Origin of the sequence: Allobosea sp. BE125, from assembly GCF_031456075.1 — a bacterium.
Classification (GTDB): Bacteria; Pseudomonadota; Alphaproteobacteria; order Rhizobiales; family Beijerinckiaceae; genus Allobosea.
This window is the reverse complement of the sequence record NZ_JAVDTY010000024.1, coordinates 1-16,965: the sequence shown is the minus strand read 5'-3', so window position 1 is coordinate 16,965 and position 16,965 is coordinate 1. Positions and strand designations below refer to the sequence as shown.

Sequence of the window (16,965 nt, the reverse complement as noted above, 5' to 3'; positions counted from 1 at the left end):
CTCAACTCACCCAAGGGGGGATCGGGCTGACTTCCGCCTCAAACCTCGCCGGTACAAAACCGACTGGCAAATCAAAGATACAAGGGGGCGCCGTGCCCTGTCAGGTTGGCGTCACGTTCGGCTAAATGGTGAATTCACAGCGCCCCCTCATCCGTCTCGGCTTCGCCGAGCCACCTTCTCCCGCCAGGGGAGAAGGGTTTCCCGCGCCCTTCATCCGGCACTTCGCTTCATCTCGCCCACGAGGGAGAGCAACCCCGTCCGCCGCCCCCCCCCCAGCCCCGCCTTGACAGCCCCCAGAAATTGTCTTCAAATATTAGTTATTGACATACAATAATAAAGGGGATGGCCATGGCTTCTTCTCTGACGCTGCGGATGCCGCGCCTGGCCGGCGCGTTCGCCGTTGCGATGGGCATCGCTTCGCTCGGCGCCGTTCCGGCCCAGGCGGAGAAGCTGACCATCGGGCTTGGCGGTTCCGTCAATTCGCTCGATCCGCATTTCTACTCGACCACGCCCAACAACCTCGTCGCCTTCCACATCTTTGACCGGCTGGTCGACCGCCTGGCCGATGGCAAGCTTGCGCCGGGGCTGGCGACGGCCTGGCGCGCGGTCTCGCCGACGATCTGGGAGTTCACCCTGCGCGAGGGCGTGACCTGGCATGACGGCAAGCCGTTCACCGCCGACGATGTCGCCTTCACGCTGAAGCGCGCGCTCGACGTGCCCAATAATCTCGGCGGCTTTGCCGGCATCATCCGGCCGATCACCGGCGTCGAGGTCGCGGGCCCCCTGCTGATCCGCCTGACCACCGCAACGCCGATCCCCAATCTGCCGAGCGACCTGACGCGGCTTGCCATCGTCTCGCGCCATGCCGGGCAGGACGCGACCACGGCCGATTACAACAGCGGCAAGGCCGCGATCGGCACCGGCCCGTTCAAATTCTCCGCCTATCAGCCGGGCGAGCGCATCGAGCTCGTCGCCAATGACGCATGGTGGGGCAAGAAGACCGCCTGGACGAGCGTGACGCTGCGGCTGATCCCCAATGTCGCGGTGCGCACCGCAGCTCTCCTGGCGGGCGATATCGACGTCATCGACCAGCCCTCGGCCAGCGACCTGCCGCGCCTGCAAGCCTCCGACAAGGTCAAGGTCGCCGAGATCGCCGGCATGCGCGTCAACTATGTCGTGCCGATGATCCAGCCGGCGCCCGACGCGCCGGCGGTGCTGGACAAGAAGGGGGTGAAGATCGAGCCCTCGCCATTGACGAAGCAGAAGGTGCGCGAGGCGCTCTCGCTGGCGATCAACCGCGCCGGCATCACCGAGCGTGTGGTGCTGGGCACGGCGACCCCGACCGGCCAGTGGCTGCCGGCCGGAATCCCCGGCTACGACGCCAAGACACCGGTCCCGGCCTATGACGTGCAGAAGGCCAAGGCGCTCCTCACCGAGGCCGGCTTCCCCGACGGCTTCCGGCTGACGCTCTCGACCGCCAATGACCGCACGCCCTATAGCGTCGAGGTCGCCCAAGCGCTGGCGCAGATGTGGAGCCGCATCGGCGTCGAGGTCGCGATCGATGCGATGCCCTTCAGCGTCTACTCCACGCGCGGCGCCAAGAGCCAGTTCGCAGCCTATCTCGGCAGCTGGAGCAACAACTCGATGGAGGGCACCGGCCTGCTGCGCGACCTCCTCGCGACCCGCAGCCAGCAGACCGGCTGGGGCCTCTATAACTGGGCGCAGTATTCAAACCCCGCGCTCGACGCGCTCACCACCGCGGCGATCAGCGAAGTCGACGAGGCCAAGCGCGACAAGCTGGTGCTGGACGCGGTCAAGCTTGTCTCCAGCGACGTCGCGATCATCCCGCTCTATCATTTCAAGAACATCTGGGCGACGCGCGCCACGCTGCGCTACGACCCCAGGATCGATGAGCTGACGCTGGCGACGGATGTGCATAAGGCGGGGAAGTGAGGGGCTGAGGTGCGCTAAGGTGGCTGGGAAATGAGCAAGGCTGAAAAGCGATCCTCCCGCTCATAGGCCTTGCTAGCGTCGCAGGATGTCAAGACGGCCGCATGCTCGACCATGAGACGAAGCGCGCGAGCAAGACGCTCCATCAATGCGGCGCATTTGCCTGGCTGCCGAGAAGCCCCGCGACCGCGACAAGGGGATCAAGGACGGCGAGTTCATCACCGTGCCGCACGGCGCCAAGCGCTGTCCGACGGCGCTGAACAAGTTCTGCGCGGTCGTCATGCCAGTGATCGGCGCGACGGGCCACGACCTCCGAAGCGAAGATGGAGAACGGGGTTGCGGCGAGAGGCGCTCGCATGTCGCCTTGAGCCGATCCAGCCAACCGAGGATCGAAGAAAATGGTCACGGATAGCCGTTACGTGATACCGCTTTCGCGGCTACCGTTTCCGTTTTGCAAGAAGGTCGCAGTGCCTTGCATGGATGGATGGTAGGATCGAGAATCAGCACTCGAATCGTACTTCACTCGGCAGACGACCGCTGGATCGAGTTCGAACGAGCAGAGGCAAAGTATCGGCTCGAAGCATATGCCAGAACGCCCCATCTATCTGGATTACCAAGCAAGTACGCCGATGGACGCTCGGGCGCTGGCTGTCATGGCGTCATATCTGACGGAGAGCTTCGGCAACCCGCATGCAGAGGAGAATTTGCACGGGCAGTCGGCAGCGCACGTACTCGCGCGCGCGCGCGGCCAAGCGGCAAGGCTGATAGGAGCCGATTCGTCGGACATTATCTTCACCTCAGGAGCCACCGAGGCAAACAACCTAGTCATCTCTGGTCTTTCCGAGGGATTGCGCGCGCGCGGGAAAAACCACCTCGTCACCGTCGCCACCGAGCACAAGGCGGTTTTGCAGGTATTCGAAGCGCTGGGTCGCCAGGGGCACGAGCTGACGATCTTGCCGACCGGTGGCGACGGGTTGCTCGATCCTGCCGCCCTGGCGGCGGCGATCGGCCCTCGGACAGGTCTGGTCAGCGTCATGTTCGCCAACAACGAAATCGGCGTCCTACAGCCAATCGACGAGCTCGGCCGGATATGCAGGGACAGGGAGGTCCTTTTCCACTCGGACGCCGCTCAGGCCGTTGGCAAGGTCCCGGTGGACGTTGGGCGCTTGAACGTCGACTTCCTGAGCTTGTCGGGGCACAAGATTTATGGGCCGCCGGGTATCGGGGCCTTGTTCATCAGGCGCGCGTGCCGACGGTATTTGAAACCGCTGTTCATCGGTGGCGGGCAGGAATGGGGAATTCGTCCCGGCACCGTGCCGATGGCTCTCTGTGCCGGATTGGGCGAGGCATGCGAGATCGCGGGGCTGGAAATGGCGACCGAGCGGCAAAGGCTGCTGCAACTCAGGGACTTCTTCCTGTCCGAGCTTTCGCAAGCCGGCGTGGTCTATTCGGTCAACGGCGATCTAAATAGGCGACTGCCTGGTAATTTGAACGTCAGTATTGACGGTGTCGACGCCGAGGCGCTGTTGATGTGCGTCCGCCCCCGCCTGTCGATTTCCTCGGGGTCGGCCTGTACGTCGGGAGCATTGTCTCCGAGCCACGTCCTGCAGGCACTCGGATTGGACGAGATCCGAGCCGAATCCTCGATCCGCATCGGCTTCGGGCGCCACACAACGCGGGAAGAGGTCGAGACCGCGGCGGCTGTACTAATAGCGGCCATCAAACGATTGATGTCAGTCCGATACACACCGCGGCTCGCAGTCGAGGAGCATAGTTCATGAGCGAAGTTGCGGCGTGCCTGTCGTTGGAAGACAAGATCGAAAGCGTCCTCGGCGATCTGTTAGAGGAATATTCGGCCGAGCACGACCATCCTTGGATTGTTGGTTTTTCAGGCGGCAAGGACAGCACACTGGTGCTGCAGTTCGTAATAGAGATGTTGCTGTCGCTGCCGCCCAGCGCGCGGCGTAGAACCGTGCATGTCGTCGCAAACGACACGCTCGTGGAGGCTCCGCTTGTCGCCAAGCATCTCGACAAGTGCCTTGCACGCATCAGGACGGGCAGTGAGGCTCTTCGCTTGCCTGTGACCGTCATCAAGACCTCGCCCAAGGCTGATCAAACGTTCTGGGTAAATTTGATCGGGCGGGGATATCCCTCGCCATCCAGAACGTTCAGATGGTGCACGGATCGTATGAAGATCCAGCCCACGTCCCACTACATTCGGAGCCAGGTCGCCTCCAACGGCAAGGTTATCTTGCTGTTGGGCGTCAGGCGACAGGAGTCCTCGACCAGAGCGGTAAGCGTGAATCGCTATTCCAACGGAGGTCGGCTGAACGCGCACAACGACCTACAAGGTTGCCTCGTCTACCGCCCCATCGTCGACTTCAGCACAGAGGAGGTCTGGCAGATATTGCTGCAAAGACGCCCGCCGTGGGGCGGGACCCATCGCGACCTGGTCACACTCTACAAGAACGGCCAAGGCGGGGAGTGCCCTCTCGTCATCGACAAGAGCGACGCGCCATCTTGCGGAACCTCTTCCTCTCGCTTCGGCTGCTGGACGTGCACGGTTGTCGTCAAGGACCGCAGCATGGAAGGTTTCATAGAGTCGGGACAAGAAAACCTGGAACCGCTGCTCGAAATGCGCGACTGGCTGGCGGAAATACGCAACGATCCGACCCGAAGAATGGCGCACCGCCGAAATGGCAAAGTGACTTATCTGGCGGATGGATCGTTGATCCCGGGGCCTTTCACGCTTACGGCGCGACGCGAGATAATGGATCGTCTCCTGGAGGCGCAAATGGCGACGGGGGAAGTGCTCATTACAGAGGACGAGGTCGAACACATCGAACGCATCTGGGCCGAAGACGCGGCATTCGGGCTGGGAGCGGCCGTAGCGGAGCCTGCCGACTCGGAAGCCGTTGCATGAGACCGTTGGCGCTGCTGGATAGCGAGACAAGTCGCCGACGGCTGGAGCAGATTTGCCGCGACCGGGGTCTCGACCCCGCCCGAGTGGCGGAACTCGTCGCCATCGTGCGAAGTCAAAAAGGCAAACTTAGGCGCCGAGGCCTGTTCGAGCAGTTCGACGAGTTGCTCTCCGAACCCGAGAAGGTTGAGCCGTGAAACTTGCGGAGATTTCCCTCAGGAACTGGAAGGGTTATCGCAAAGCCTCGCTCCAATTTCCGGAGTGTTCCCTGCCGGGCCACGTCGTGCTGGTGAGCGGAGCCAATGGTGCGGGCAAGACAAGTCTCCTCGAAGCGATAGTGCTTGCACTCTATGGTCGGCAGGGTCTGGACCTCGTGGGCCGAGCGGATCAGTCCCTCCGACCGGAGCTTTCCTACGACAAGTTTCTCGAAAGGGCCTTGAACGCGGCTGCCCAAGGGCGTGACGCACGAATGGCCGTGGAGCTGGTATTCGAGACGGCCGAGGGCGAGGTCCTGAGCTTGGAGCGCGTTTGGCATTTCGCGGCGAGTGGAAAACACCGACCTGCCGACGAGGAGATCCATATCCGTCGTGGCGATGAACTCGTTCCTGCCGCTCTTCCTGTTGGCCTTCCAGGCGAAGAAGCCTGGCGCGAGGTTCTGGGCCAGGAACTGCTGCCTCTCAATCTGGCACCGTTCTTCATCTTCGATGGCGAGAATCTCGCCCGATCATCGCGCTCGCGTTTGGAGGACCAACTGAACTCGGCGTCCGAGATCATATTGGGAGCCCCCGAACTCCGTGGCTTGGCAGCCGATCTCAGAACCTACGCAAGGGACCGCAAGAAGGACCTTCGCGACGCGTCTGAGGTGTCCCTTCAGGACGCCCAAGACGAGATTGCCCACCTGGAACTCGAAGAATCCAGACTCGTTGCCAAGGCCGACAGGACAATGCACCGCCTCGGCCCCCTCCGGGCCAGGCGAGACGCGCTCGTCAAACGCATCGGAGCCCTGCACGGCGATAGTTACTCGAGCTTCAAAACACTGTTCGAGGAACGCGAAATCCAAATCAAGATGCGATCTGCCGACCAGGACGAGCTCCGAAAGGCTCTGTCAGTCGACCTAGCGCTCGCGCTTTCCGGAAAGCGCCTGATCGCGAGTAGCAGGGCGCGTCTCGAAGCCGAAGCATTGCTGGCGCAGTGGGAGAATGGTCAGGAAAATAATCGTGCCCGTTTCGACGCCTTCATCGCCTATATCGGAGATGACGGGGGTCAGCCGTTAGACCCGACCTTCGAGGGCCGGCTGGAGGCAGCGTGGCAGGCAAGCTGGGCCAACGCACCCGAGGGAGCGGCAACCGAAACGCGGCATGCGCATCTCGGAGACGCGGATCGTCTTCTCGTCCTGAAACAGCTAGATGCCGTTTCTGGGCTTGCGGGCGATCAGGTTTCCGCGTTGGCGCGTCGTGTTGCGGAACTCGACCGGGAGATCGAGAAGATCGAGTTGAGGATCGCCACGCAACGCGGGCTGGATGGCCAGGCACAGGCGCTCGCTGACGAATTGAGAGAGGCCCAGGAAGACCTCGCTAAGGAGGAGTCCGATCACAGGATCGACACAGAGGCGCTAGACGCGGTGCGTCTACGCCTTTCACCGCTCCGGCATGACATCGGTCTCCGTACAAACCACGTGCAGGCCATGGAGCCGGTAAAGCGTCGTGCGGCTCTGGCGGAGGGGTACGCATCCGCACTTACCCTTTGGGTGGAAGAGGCCCTTCCCCAACATCTCGACGACCTCACCGTCCGCGTCACAGATGCCCACCACGCGATGGCCCACAAAAAACTGATGAGATCAATCGTGGTTAGGGGCGACGGCATCGAATTGCTGGGCAGCGACGATAGGAATCTTCTCACTGTGGACTTCAGCGCGGGCGAGGGCCAGGTGCTGTCGCTGTCGTTGATGGCCGCAATCGCCGCCAGCTTCCCATGCTTCCCGATCGTGATGGATACCCCGTTTGCTAGGCTCGATCCGGAACATAGGCGCAACGTGCTGCAGCATTTCTCGCAGATTGGGGTACAGGTTCTTTTGCTTGCTCATCCCGGAGAGATCGACCGGGCATTGCTGGATGGACTAGGCGATCGCTTTGCCGGGCAGATTGATGTGACACACGAAATGGAGGCGACGGGGGTGGGCTTGACGCGAATCGGCCAATTTGAGGCCAGACAGCATGGCTCTTAGTCTGCTCGACCTCGTGCGGGTCGACTTTCGGACATCGAAGGCGGCCGACAATCTAAACACCCGTCTGCAGGGATTGCTGAATTTGCCTCATCGATATGGGCCAGCGCGGCTGGCCTTGGGAAGGTCTATGGGCATCCGCACCCGTCCTGAACTCGAGCTGACGACCCTAGGCTTTGGGAAGCCAATCAAAGGCGAGAACCTGTTCGGGCAAGGGCCCGAACTCGCGACCTGGATCACCCTCTTGGCAGAGCACGCCGGCGGGACGGACATGAGCCGTCGGGAGCTTCAGCACGACGTCGCAGCCCATTGGCATCGCGGAGTCTATCTCCTTTGGGAGGACTGGCGAGCCGCGGCGAACGATTTCGACGCGTTCGTCTCTCGGATGGTTCGCCTCGCGAGTTAGACCGCAGGGTAGGCGACTAGCACATCAGGGACCGTAAGCATCGGCGTGGGCCGACACAACCGCCAGGAGTTCCTGCGGTTTATACCCATCTCTCGCCATCAGGGTTTTTAGAGCCCAATGGGCATTTCCTTTCATCCCAAGCCTCGAATTCAGGCGCATCAAGAGCCGTTTGGTATCCACATAGCGCAGGTAATAAACTAGCTTTTGGGCCAGATCGGCTGGCGCATTTGCTCGAACGGTGACGACCAGCGCCGTGACCGCCGCCACAACGCCCCCTTGCCCCCCGACCGCTTCGGCGAACCAATGGGCGCACTGGCTGCCCAATTCCGCGTGCGACAAGTTGGCGCCCCACCCCTCCTCCGCCCGCACCCGGTGGGCGTGCGCGGCAGCGAACGCCGGTGCAGCGTCCAACAAGGCTTCGCACTCCTCCACCGCCGCCTGGAGGGCGCCCTCGCACAAAGCCGCCGGCGCAGGAAGCGTGTGGCTTCTGATTGCCACCCAGTCTGGCAGCAGGTCCGGCCGCAGGAGGTAGGCTTCCACTTCCCACAGGCTCGCGGTGAAGACCTCATCACTGTGCACGGCTCGGAACGCGTCCTCGTCGTGTGTGAATAGAAGGGACCAGGATTTTTTCCGAAAGAGAGTATCTCTATCGACGATGCCGATTGCCGGAATGTTGTCGGTTTGACGACTGTGCACGACAGCCGTCGGGACGCTGGTGCAGCCGCCCCCCGCGCCAATCTCGCTCGCCTCCACGAAGACGACGGTATGGGCCATGTCCCGGAACCAATTCTCAAAGAACTTCACATCGTCCTGCCCCTCCAGAACGATCCGGGGCAGTCCCATTTGGTGCGCACCGATCTGCTGAACAGAATCGAACGCGTCGAAGCTGACGACGTTAGACATGTGGAGCGGCGAACCTTGGCTTTACGAGGCAACCACCTTTGACCAGGCCGGGTTCCTCGATTTTCGGAGCCAATAGTCTCATCGATTCCGTCTGGTGCGATGTCATAACAAAGCTGACGCCTTCGTAGTCCTTCGCCCATTGCCGGATCAGGTTGATCAATCGCCGGCGCATCACGACGTGAAGGTGCTGCTCGGTCTCGTCGATCAACACTAGGGTGGAGCCCGTCATGTGGCTGGCGACGCGAACTACAAATTGCACAAACTGCCGCTCTCCGCTCGACAGCTGATCCAGGCGGTGAGCCGCCCCATTGACCTCGACCGGAACTAGGAGTCTCTGCCGATCGATCGCTCCTAGGGTCTTGCCGTTGCGAAAGACGAGCTGGTTGACGAGCTCACGGCAAAGGTCCTCTCGACCGTCCGCCAACCAGGCGAACCAGACGAAAAGATTGTCCAACGATGATTCCCACGACGTACCATCAATGTCGAAGCGGTGCGCCGCGCGGTAGCCCAGCCCTTTCGGTCGTGTGATCGACCTATCGACCTCGGGCGGGCGACGTATGCCGCGGTCGGACGGGAAGTACAGGACGGTCGGATATCCATTGGCGGACTCAAAGAGAGTCCGCGGCGGATCGTCCGCCCGTTCCAGAATGGCCTCGGCGAAAGCGATGGCCTCACTGTCGCAGCCCTGTGTCCTGCCGATCGCGCCGATGCCAGGCGCTCTTGCGAAGTGCAGAATGATCTGCTTCGCCGCGTCCACCAAGGCGAGCTCGTCCGGGGTCCATCTCTTAAGCAATCCGGGATCGCCGAGCACGATGGATAGCAGATGGAGACGGGAGCGTGAGCCATCGTCGAGCGCCACCAGAGCGTCGAACTGAACTCCTCCATTGCCCCTATCGAGATCGTCTTGACCGAAGCTCGCGCAATTCCTGCCGTCGAGGAGGCTGTAAGCGAGATGAATCGCTTCCAACACCGTGGTCTTGCCAGCCCCATTGGGGCCCATGATGAGATAGAGATTGGTCGGGCGCCCCGAGGCGTCAGTCAGTTTAATCTCCGTGAGACCTCTCAGCGGCCCCATGTCTGCCAAGATCAACCCCAGCGGATTGAAACGCGTCGGGCGAAGTACACTAGTCACTGCCGCGTCTCCTGCATAACCGACTTGATGTCGAGTGCGTCGACCCTTGCTCCATGGATCCGCTGGAGCCCCCTGCCCGCCATCTTCAACAGCATATCGCCTCGCATGAGTAGGTTTTCCGCGCCGGCCTCGTCCAGAATGATCCGGGAATCCGAGGCCTTCTGGACTGTCAGGGCAATTCTGCTGAGGATATTGGCCCGCAGGAGCCCCGGAAATGTCGCCGCCTCCGGTCTCTGGGTCGCGAGCAGGAGGTGAATGCCCACGTTCCTCGCCTTCTGCGCAAGCCGGATCAGCGGTTCCTCGGCGCCGCCCTTCGTCATCATGAAGTCGGCAAGCTCGTCGACGACGACGACGATCCGTTCTATCGGCACGCCGACCTCCTGGGCCTCGGCGATTGTCTTCACGTTGGCGTTTCGAAGCGAAGTCTGCCGCTCTTCCATCTCGTCCACGAGTTTGCGGAGTTCGCCTACGGCCTCGGTCATGTCGGTGATTACGCGGCGCCCCCGGAGATGCCGGCTGCCGTCGTAGTCGCCGAAGTCGACGCCCTTAGGATCGATCAGGACGAGCTCGGGCGGTCGTTTCGCGGCGACGAGGGACAGCAAGAGCGCGTTCACGCAGACGGACTTGCCGCTTCCGGTCGCACCGGCGACGAATAGATGGGGTGCCTCGGTCAGGTCGAAGACGAAAGGGTTTCCCAGGATGTCGACGCCGGGGCAGACAGGCAGGATCTCGGAGCGATCGCGCAGTGCCGACGCTACATCACGCCAGCGCACGTCCCTCCAAGTGCCCGAAGGGCGCGGCACGTCCAGAACGACGCGCCTCTCGCCCAGGGCCCGAGCCAAGCTCATCCCCGTGGTGCCCAAGCCGAGCGTGAAGGCTAGGTCGTCGAGGCCAAGTCGTAGCCGGTCATAATCGTCGACGCCTCCGAGAATCAATTGGTAGCGTGTCATCCTCGGCCCCACGAACGGCATATCCGCCGACGAAGCCGTGACGTTGATCTGCCGAAGGCCGTTGAGAAGTGCGTCGACGTGCAGGACGCCGGCGCCACCGTCAGCTTCCGAACCTGCGGCAGGCCGCACGTCGGCGAAGATCTCCTCAAGCATGTAGTCGTAGAAGCTGCGCCCCGGCAGCCACGTGGAGCGCATCAAGTTCAAGCCATGCCGGATATGCCTCTCGAGCAATTCCACATAGGCCTTCTCGTCTGCCCAAAGGTCCCGCTGATGGTGCACGGAAAGCAGAAGCCGGACTGCATCGTCATGGTCGGGCGACTTGCGAAAGCCCGTGACTTGCTCCAGGTGCAGCTCGCTCCCGCCGGAAACCTGCGGACGAACGACGCCGTCCAGCGAGCCCGACCTCAGCGATTGCGCCACGGCAAGCCTGGCCACCTGCCAAAAATACGCACCTTTCGGCTGGTGCAGTCCGACCGCCAGGACGCGACTGAAGAAGTCCTTCTCGTCCTTAGAAAAATACAGACTGTCCATGCTCAGCGAAATCCCGGCCCGTTCGATGGAACCTCGGCGATCCTGGCGTCGTGCCCACCCTCGTTCCTGATCTCGTAGCACCGGCAGACCTTGTCGGCGATCTGCGCATATTCCTCGTCGGAAATCTCGCTATTCGTCGGAAGGAGAACCAAGGGGTTTCCTGCCTTCGGAAAATATTCAGTCATGAGCAAAGCGCGATTCTGCTTATCGATGCGCCCAAGCGGAGTATCGATGACAATTGGTAGCGGCCTGTCAGCGCGATCCTTTAGCGCCCACAACATCGACATGGCGAGCAACTGACGCATTCCTGCCGATATACTATGACGGGCCACCTCGTTATGCTGGGTATCGAAATACGTCATCACGAACTGGTCATCGAGACGCACCGACTTGATCAGCTCGCTCGGAGCAAGGAGTATCGCCACGCGTTCGTTCAGGTGGGCCTCGACCGCAATGCGAATCTGCCTCCTTCGCTTATCCCTGAAATCCTCCAGCGCACGCTTCACCCGAATGCCATATTGGTAGGCGGTGTTGAGGCGCGTGACTTCCGCGAACTGGGCCTCCTCATGCCTGATGATCTCCGCCAGTTCCGACGCACGCCTCAGCTTGCCCTGCTGGGACAATCTCTTCTCTGTTATCTGCGTTGATTTCTCACGAAGCTCGATTTCGGTTGCCGTCAGCCTCGTCGAGAGCGCCTCGAAATGTCGCCGAGCCTCATCCGTCGTCAGTTCGGCATCGTCCAGGTCGCGTTGGGCTTGAAGACGTTCGGAACTGAGCTTGCGCATCTCGCTTAACATGTCGACATGTCGGGCCGCTAGCGCCTCGCCTTGCTCGCTCCAGGCGAGGAATTTATCGCGCAGCGCCTTTGTCTGCCGGGGGGGCAGCGACGCCAATATGGGATCCCGCGCGAAATCCGGATCCACGCCCGCCTGCTGCAGCATCTCCTTTACCCTTAGGACAAGCGCCCGGCGTTGATCTTCAGACAGGGCAACGGGCGGGTCGAGCTCGCCGAGAGTGTCGACGAGCACGCCGGGGAACTGTCGATGAAGATAGTCGGCGAGCTGGCCGTCGGCCGAACTGGCGAGTTGCGTATCGATGGTCCGAAACGCCCGGCGGACGAGATCCAGGTTGGCGAACCATATCGCATCCGTCGGCACTTCTTCGGCGATCTCCAGCGCCAATGTCTCGATCTGCGAGTCGAGGACCGCGATCCTCCCCGACATTCGACGACGGTCTGTCTCCGAGATGCCCGTCCGGAGTCGGTTCCGCTCGCCGTCGAGGCTCTGCTTCTGACGGTCGAGTGCCAGAACCTCCTCCTCCAGCGCTATGCGTTCTCTATCGGCCGCCTCCGCGTCGAACATCGCGGCTCGGTGGTCGTTTTCCGCCTTGACGATCTTCGCCCGGACCAGATCGGGCAGCCCGGCTTGCTTCTTTTGCTTGCTGTACGAATCGGTCTCGTTGATCAGATGAACCAGGAATGAAAGACCGAGCAGCCGTTCAATCTCGACTTGCTCGCGCCCGATTTCGGCGTCGGCAATCGACTGGATCTGCTCGCCGTCAAAGAAGAAGAAAGGCACCAGCTCCCGTGGCAACATTTGGGATATTATCGTTTCGGAGTCGATTCCATCGAGTGCGACACCGTTCCTCGTCACGGTCAGGCTTTCGGTGAATTCCCGCCCCGCGCGGCGAAAGATCCGCTGGGCCTTGAACGACTGACCTCCGTCAGTCCATTCCAGCGCGACTCTCGCCGGCCGATTGGAGGCCGATGACTCGTTGTGAAACACGCCATACCAGCGGCCGGGCTGGCCCAGCACATAGTGGTTCTTGCTAATGGGGGTACCGCCGAACCCCACCCTCCGAAGGTTATCGTCCTTTGAACCGAGGAAGAGCAGCTTGATCGCGTTGAGCAGGCTTGTTTTGCCCGCGCCGTTACGCCCTCTAATCAAGATGATGTTTCGCTCGGGAGAGCAGCCGCTCAGGTCGATCCGGCTTTCGTCATGATACGCAAAAATGTTCTCGACTTCGATCGCCGTAAAAATCATGGATCGGTCCGAGGTCCGGCTTGATCCGAAACTGCATCATCGATGATCGACGCCAAGCGCCTCGAAAAACTTATCTTCGAGCCATGGATCGTAAAATCCGAGAATTCCTGCTCGAGCTCCATGAGCTTCGCGAGCACCTCCACGGAAACGCTGTTCTTTTTCGCAGTCTGCTCCAGCAGCTCGTCCTTTGCGAAGCTTGAATTCACTACGGCCTACCCCCAAAAAACGCTCGTTCGCTGTTTCGGATCCGTGTGAGACACGCGGTTAAACGGCCCCAGGTTTTCTCGCCCGTCAATGCACCGGTCTAATCGATGCCGGAGAGAGCTGCCAAGATAAAACGAATAGAATGCGGACGGGGATCGGCATGGGTGCCGCATGCTGCGTCATCTTCGCCAGAAGCCGTCATACAAGGATACCGCCATCAAGACGGCTAGTGGTCGCCCGTTCACGGAAAACTCCGTCTTACCAAGCGTCTCGACTCGGTTTCCTGAACGGTATCGCAGACTGGCTGGCCAAGCTAGCACAGTGGTCTATCGAGGAGCCCCCGACCGCAGTATGAAGGTGTTGCAACATTGAAGCGCTGTCTCTCTAAGACCAGCTCGACGACAACTACCTCGCCGAGACGGTGATCTCTTTGCTCGACCGCGAAAAGCCGTTAGGATGGAAAGGTCGACGGCGGCGCGAGATTTCAAACCACGCCGCTCTGACTATCGCCTATGCTGATGAGCATTCAGAAAGATCAGCCCGTGATACTCGGCAAGGATGATCAGCGCAGCCGCTTTGCCCTGCCTCGTCCCAGGCGCCCCCTAGCTCGACGATGCCGGCTGCCTTGAAGGCGGCTCCCAGCCCATCGCGACGTGGATGGCGAGCCGATCGTCGAGCCGCCGCCCAGCCTGCCTGGCCATGCGCGCTTGCGCCTTGACGCGTCGTCGTCTCGACAGGGTCGGGAGGGATGACGCTTACGCCGACGGCAATATCAGCCGGACCACCCCGCGCTCAAACCCACACCAAACTCCCCAAAAAACCGCCATCCCAGGCACTTAAAACCCCGGCCGTCGCCATTCCCGAAGCCCTCCAAAATCTTCTGCCGAAGGTTGCGGGAAACGCGACATCTTCTGCTTGCAATGGCTGGCGACCGCCGATCTTGCGCGCCGTTCCACGGCTAATCTCATCGGGCCAGCGGGCATGGCGTCGAGGCGGGTGCCCGGTCGTCGATCGCGACAGATTGCGGAGAGCGGTTTTGAGTGTCGATGACGGTCTTGCTGGCGATGCGGGCCGGCCCATCCGGGCCAGCCGGGCGTGGGAGCCCGCCCCGGCCGCCCAAGACGCCTATTTCCGCGCTGCCGCAGCGGTGCTGGCGGCGCCGCCGAGCGTCGTCGCGGATGGCGTGCTGGCCGATCTGCTGGCGCGGCATTATGGCCTGTCGGGCGCGATCACGACCTTGTCGTCCGAAGTCGAATGCACGGCCGAGGTTGCGCTGCCCGATGGTCGGCGCTTGATCCTGAAGACATCGCGGCGGCCCGAGGCGGTCGAGAGCTTCCGCTTCCAGTCGGCCGCGATCGCTGCGGTGGCCGGCGCGGCCGGGTTCGTCGCGCCGCTTGTCCTGCCGACCGGCGGCGGCGCGCTGATGTTCGCGCAGGACGGCGTCTGCGGCTATCTGCAGACCCGCCTGGAGGGCACGCCGATGCATCGGGTGGCGCGGTCGCCCGATCTGCTGCGCGATGTTGGCTGCGCGCTCGCACGGCTCGATCTCGCCTTGAGCCGGCGCGAGCTGCCGGCGATGCACCGGCCTGTGCTCTGGCATGTCAGATGCTGGCCGCGCCTGATGGAGCTGCAACGCTATCTGCCGTCCGGGCCGGTCGCCGAAGCGGTTGCCCGCGCGATGCGCGACTATGAAGGCGAGATCGCGCCCGCGATCGGCAGCGTGCCCTGGCAGATCGCTCATAACGACCCGAGCCCGTTCAATACGCTGGTCGGTGAGGCTGGCATCGCCTTCATCGATTTCGGCGATGGCTGCTGGGGGCCCAGGATCCAGGACCTCGCCATCGCGGCAAGCCATCTGGTGAGCGACCCCTCTCTGCCGCTGGGCGGCGCGGAGCATCTGATTGCCGGTTATGCCGCGGCGCTGCCGCTTTGCGCGGATGAAGCGCGATTGCTCGTCGGGCTGATGCGCGCGCGCCAGAGCGCCCTGATCCTGATCAATTACTGGCGCGCTCACCTGTTTCCGGGGAATGCCGACTACATCAAGAAGAACGTCGCCCGGGCCGAACAGGGCCTTACCATCCTGGCCCCGCTCGACCCCGCGAGCGAGCGGGACGCCGTCATAGAGGCGGCAGCGATGTCGTAGAGTGCCGCGATTTTGCCTATGCAGGCGTTGCCAGGCGCCGCACACCGGATTGCCCCCGCATTTCTGTCGAACAGGTTGAAGCTCATGTCCGTCGATCGCATATCCGTCGATCTCATGCCCAACCGCTACAGGCCGGGTGAGGCCGATATCGCGCCACGCGATGCGGCGCTGATCGCCCGCCGCGACGCGGTGCTCGGCTCGTCTTATCGCCTGCAATATCGCCGGCCGGTTCACTTTGTGCGCGGTGAAGGGATGTGGCTCTATGACCCCGATGGCCGCGCCTATCTCGACTTCTACAATAATGTCCCTTCCCTGGGCCATTGCCACCCCGAGGTGAACGCGGCCATGGCGGCGCAGGCCGGCCGGATCAGCGCGAATACGCGCTATCTCGAACCGCAAATGGTCGATTATGCCGAGCGGCTCGTCGCCACCTTCCCCGAGGAGCTCGACCGGGTCGTCTTCACCTGCACGGGCAGCGAATCCAACGATCTCGCGCTCAGGATCGCCAGGCTCGTCAGTGGGAATGAGGGCGTGATCGTCTCGTCCTATGCCTATCACGGCACGAGCGCGGCGGTGGCAATGGTCTCGCCCAATCTCGGCGAGGCCGTGCAGCTCAGCCCCTCCGTGCGCATGGTCGAGCTGCCCGGCCCCGCAGGCGTGCCGGAGGCGCAGGCTGCCGCGTTCTTCGAAGCGCAGGTGCGGGCCGCGATCAAGGATCTGAACCGGCGCGGCATCGGCGTCGCGGCGCTGCTGATCGACAGCATCTTTTCCAGTGACGGTGTCTGGGTCGATCCTCCCGGCTTCATCGCCGGCGCGGTCGCAGCGGTGCGCGAGGCTGGCGGTCTTTTCATCGCCGACGAGGTTCAGCCGGGTTTCGGACGCACCGGCGCGCATATGTGGGGCTTCGAGCGGCATGGCATCGCGCCCGACCTCGCCACGCTGGGAAAGCCCATGGGCAACGGGTTCCCGATCGGCGCGGTCGTCGGGCGTCATGCCGCGATGGACCGTTTCGGCGCAACGGCCCGGTACTCGAATACATTCGCCGGAAATACCATCGGCATCGCCACCGCCGATGCGGTCCTGACGGTTCTGCAAAGGGACCGGATCCCTGAGAACGCGCTCGCCATGGGCGCGCGGCTGAATGCCGGGCTCGCGCAGCTTTCAGGCCGCCAGGCGGGTATCCGGGCCGTGCGCCATGCCGGCCTGTTCTTCGGCATCGATATCGGCCTCGAGGGCATGGCCGCCAACCAGCGCCGCGCCATGGCGTTAAATGTCGTCAATGCCCTGCGCGATGACGGCGTTCTGATCAGCACCACAGGCGCGAATGAAGACACGCTCAAGGTGCGCCCGCCGCTGATCTGCGAGGCGGCTCATGTCGATCGCTTCCTCCAGGCGCTTCAGGACGCGCTGGGCGCTGCCGCCCCGTAGAGCATTTTCGAGCGAAGTGGACACCGGTTCGCGTGAAGAAATGCTCTAGGTCACATACTCATAAACGGGATTCCCTGCGGGACTGAGTTCTGATTCATTGATCTCAGCCTTGGAGGTTGAGATGGCTCGCTTTGA

General features: G+C 62.3%; 13 protein-coding genes. 9 read left to right on the top strand and 4 right to left on the bottom strand.

Going from position 1 to position 16,965, the window contains the following annotated elements; translation table 11 throughout:
* Nucleotides 1-348 precede the first annotated feature (348 nt).
* The 7 genes from J2Y55_RS30035 to J2Y55_RS30005 all read left to right on the top strand — a co-directional run bounded on the left by J2Y55_RS30035 (nt 349) and on the right by J2Y55_RS30005 (nt 7,497).
* Nucleotides 349-1,953 carry an ABC transporter substrate-binding protein gene (locus tag J2Y55_RS30035; RefSeq protein WP_310160542.1) on the top strand — a complete coding sequence of 535 codons (1,605 nt, stop codon included), beginning with the start codon at nt 349-351 and terminating at the stop codon, nt 1,951-1,953.
* Nucleotides 1,954-2,098: 145 nt separating this feature from the next.
* On the top strand, nt 2,099-2,362 hold the full coding sequence (locus J2Y55_RS30030) for a hypothetical protein (RefSeq protein ID WP_310160541.1): 264 nt from the start codon (nt 2,099-2,101) through the stop codon (nt 2,360-2,362).
* A 172-nt stretch (nt 2,363-2,534) separates the two neighbouring features.
* A complete protein-coding gene (locus tag J2Y55_RS30025) occupies nt 2,535-3,731 on the top strand; it encodes a cysteine desulfurase family protein (protein ID WP_310160540.1) in 1,197 nt (398 codons plus the stop codon).
* Complete coding sequence (gene dndC / locus J2Y55_RS30020; protein WP_310160539.1) at nt 3,728-4,873, top strand: DNA phosphorothioation system sulfurtransferase DndC; 1,146 nt, start codon at nt 3,728-3,730, stop codon at nt 4,871-4,873. The genes J2Y55_RS30025 and dndC overlap by 4 nt, the downstream gene beginning before the upstream one ends.
* A complete protein-coding gene (locus J2Y55_RS30015; RefSeq protein WP_310160538.1) occupies nt 4,870-5,067 on the top strand; it encodes a hypothetical protein in 198 nt (65 codons plus the stop codon). Before dndC ends, J2Y55_RS30015 begins: the two co-directional genes overlap by 4 nt.
* A complete protein-coding gene (locus tag J2Y55_RS30010) occupies nt 5,064-7,094 on the top strand; it encodes an AAA family ATPase (RefSeq protein ID WP_310160537.1) in 2,031 nt (676 codons plus the stop codon). Before J2Y55_RS30015 ends, J2Y55_RS30010 begins: the two co-directional genes overlap by 4 nt.
* A complete protein-coding gene (locus J2Y55_RS30005) occupies nt 7,084-7,497 on the top strand; it encodes a DndE family protein (protein WP_310160536.1) in 414 nt (137 codons plus the stop codon). The genes J2Y55_RS30010 and J2Y55_RS30005 overlap by 11 nt, the downstream gene beginning before the upstream one ends.
* Nucleotides 7,498-7,521: 24 nt before the next feature.
* Here the strand turns inward: J2Y55_RS30005 and J2Y55_RS30000 are convergent, their stop codons facing one another.
* The 4 genes from J2Y55_RS30000 to J2Y55_RS29985 are packed head-to-tail and all read right to left on the bottom strand — an operon-like array spanning nt 7,522 to nt 13,055.
* Nucleotides 7,522-8,400 (bottom strand): hypothetical protein, encoded by an 879-nt coding sequence (locus J2Y55_RS30000; RefSeq protein ID WP_310160535.1) that lies wholly within the window; start codon nt 8,398-8,400, stop codon nt 7,522-7,524.
* Nucleotides 8,393-9,532, bottom strand: coding sequence for an AAA family ATPase (locus J2Y55_RS29995; RefSeq protein WP_310160534.1), 1,140 nt, complete (start codon nt 9,530-9,532; stop codon nt 8,393-8,395). Before J2Y55_RS29995 ends, J2Y55_RS30000 begins: the two co-directional genes overlap by 8 nt.
* Nucleotides 9,529-11,013 (bottom strand): FtsK/SpoIIIE domain-containing protein, encoded by a 1,485-nt coding sequence (locus J2Y55_RS29990; RefSeq protein WP_310160533.1) that lies wholly within the window; start codon nt 11,011-11,013, stop codon nt 9,529-9,531. Before J2Y55_RS29990 ends, J2Y55_RS29995 begins: the two co-directional genes overlap by 4 nt.
* Before the next feature lie 2 nt (nt 11,014-11,015).
* The gene (locus tag J2Y55_RS29985; RefSeq protein WP_310160532.1) at nt 11,016-13,055 is read right to left on the bottom strand and encodes an AAA family ATPase; all 2,040 of its coding nucleotides are present in this window, start codon (nt 13,053-13,055) and stop codon (nt 11,016-11,018) included.
* 1,240 nt (nt 13,056-14,295) lie between these two features.
* Here J2Y55_RS29985 and J2Y55_RS29980 point away from each other — a divergent pair.
* Both J2Y55_RS29980 and J2Y55_RS29975 read left to right on the top strand, forming a co-directional pair.
* Complete coding sequence (locus J2Y55_RS29980; protein WP_310160530.1) at nt 14,296-15,402, top strand: phosphotransferase; 1,107 nt, start codon at nt 14,296-14,298, stop codon at nt 15,400-15,402.
* A 99-nt stretch (nt 15,403-15,501) separates the two neighbouring features.
* Nucleotides 15,502-16,830: an aspartate aminotransferase family protein gene (locus J2Y55_RS29975; protein ID WP_310160543.1), complete on the top strand. Its 1,329-nt coding sequence runs from the start codon at nt 15,502-15,504 to the stop codon at nt 16,828-16,830.
* Nucleotides 16,831-16,965 lie beyond the last annotated feature (135 nt).

What these genes read in the sequence shown, in the direction of transcription:
- J2Y55_RS30035 (WP_310160542.1), top strand. Translation starts at nt 349, where the DNA reads ATGGCTTCTTCTCTGACGCTGCGGATGCCGCGCCTGGCCGGCGCGTTC.
- J2Y55_RS30030 (WP_310160541.1), top strand. Translation starts at nt 2,099, where the DNA reads ATGCGGCGCATTTGCCTGGCTGCCGAGAAGCCCCGCGACCGCGACAAG.
- J2Y55_RS30025 (WP_310160540.1), top strand. Translation starts at nt 2,535, where the DNA reads ATGCCAGAACGCCCCATCTATCTGGATTACCAAGCAAGTACGCCGATG.
- dndC (WP_310160539.1), top strand. Translation starts at nt 3,728, where the DNA reads ATGAGCGAAGTTGCGGCGTGCCTGTCGTTGGAAGACAAGATCGAAAGC.
- J2Y55_RS30015 (WP_310160538.1), top strand. Translation starts at nt 4,870, where the DNA reads ATGAGACCGTTGGCGCTGCTGGATAGCGAGACAAGTCGCCGACGGCTG.
- J2Y55_RS30005 (WP_310160536.1), top strand. Translation starts at nt 7,084, where the DNA reads ATGGCTCTTAGTCTGCTCGACCTCGTGCGGGTCGACTTTCGGACATCG.
- J2Y55_RS30000 (WP_310160535.1), bottom strand. Translation starts at nt 8,400, where the DNA reads ATGTCTAACGTCGTCAGCTTCGACGCGTTCGATTCTGTTCAGCAGATC.
- J2Y55_RS29990 (WP_310160533.1), bottom strand. Translation starts at nt 11,013, where the DNA reads ATGGACAGTCTGTATTTTTCTAAGGACGAGAAGGACTTCTTCAGTCGC.
- J2Y55_RS29985 (WP_310160532.1), bottom strand. Translation starts at nt 13,055, where the DNA reads ATGATTTTTACGGCGATCGAAGTCGAGAACATTTTTGCGTATCATGAC.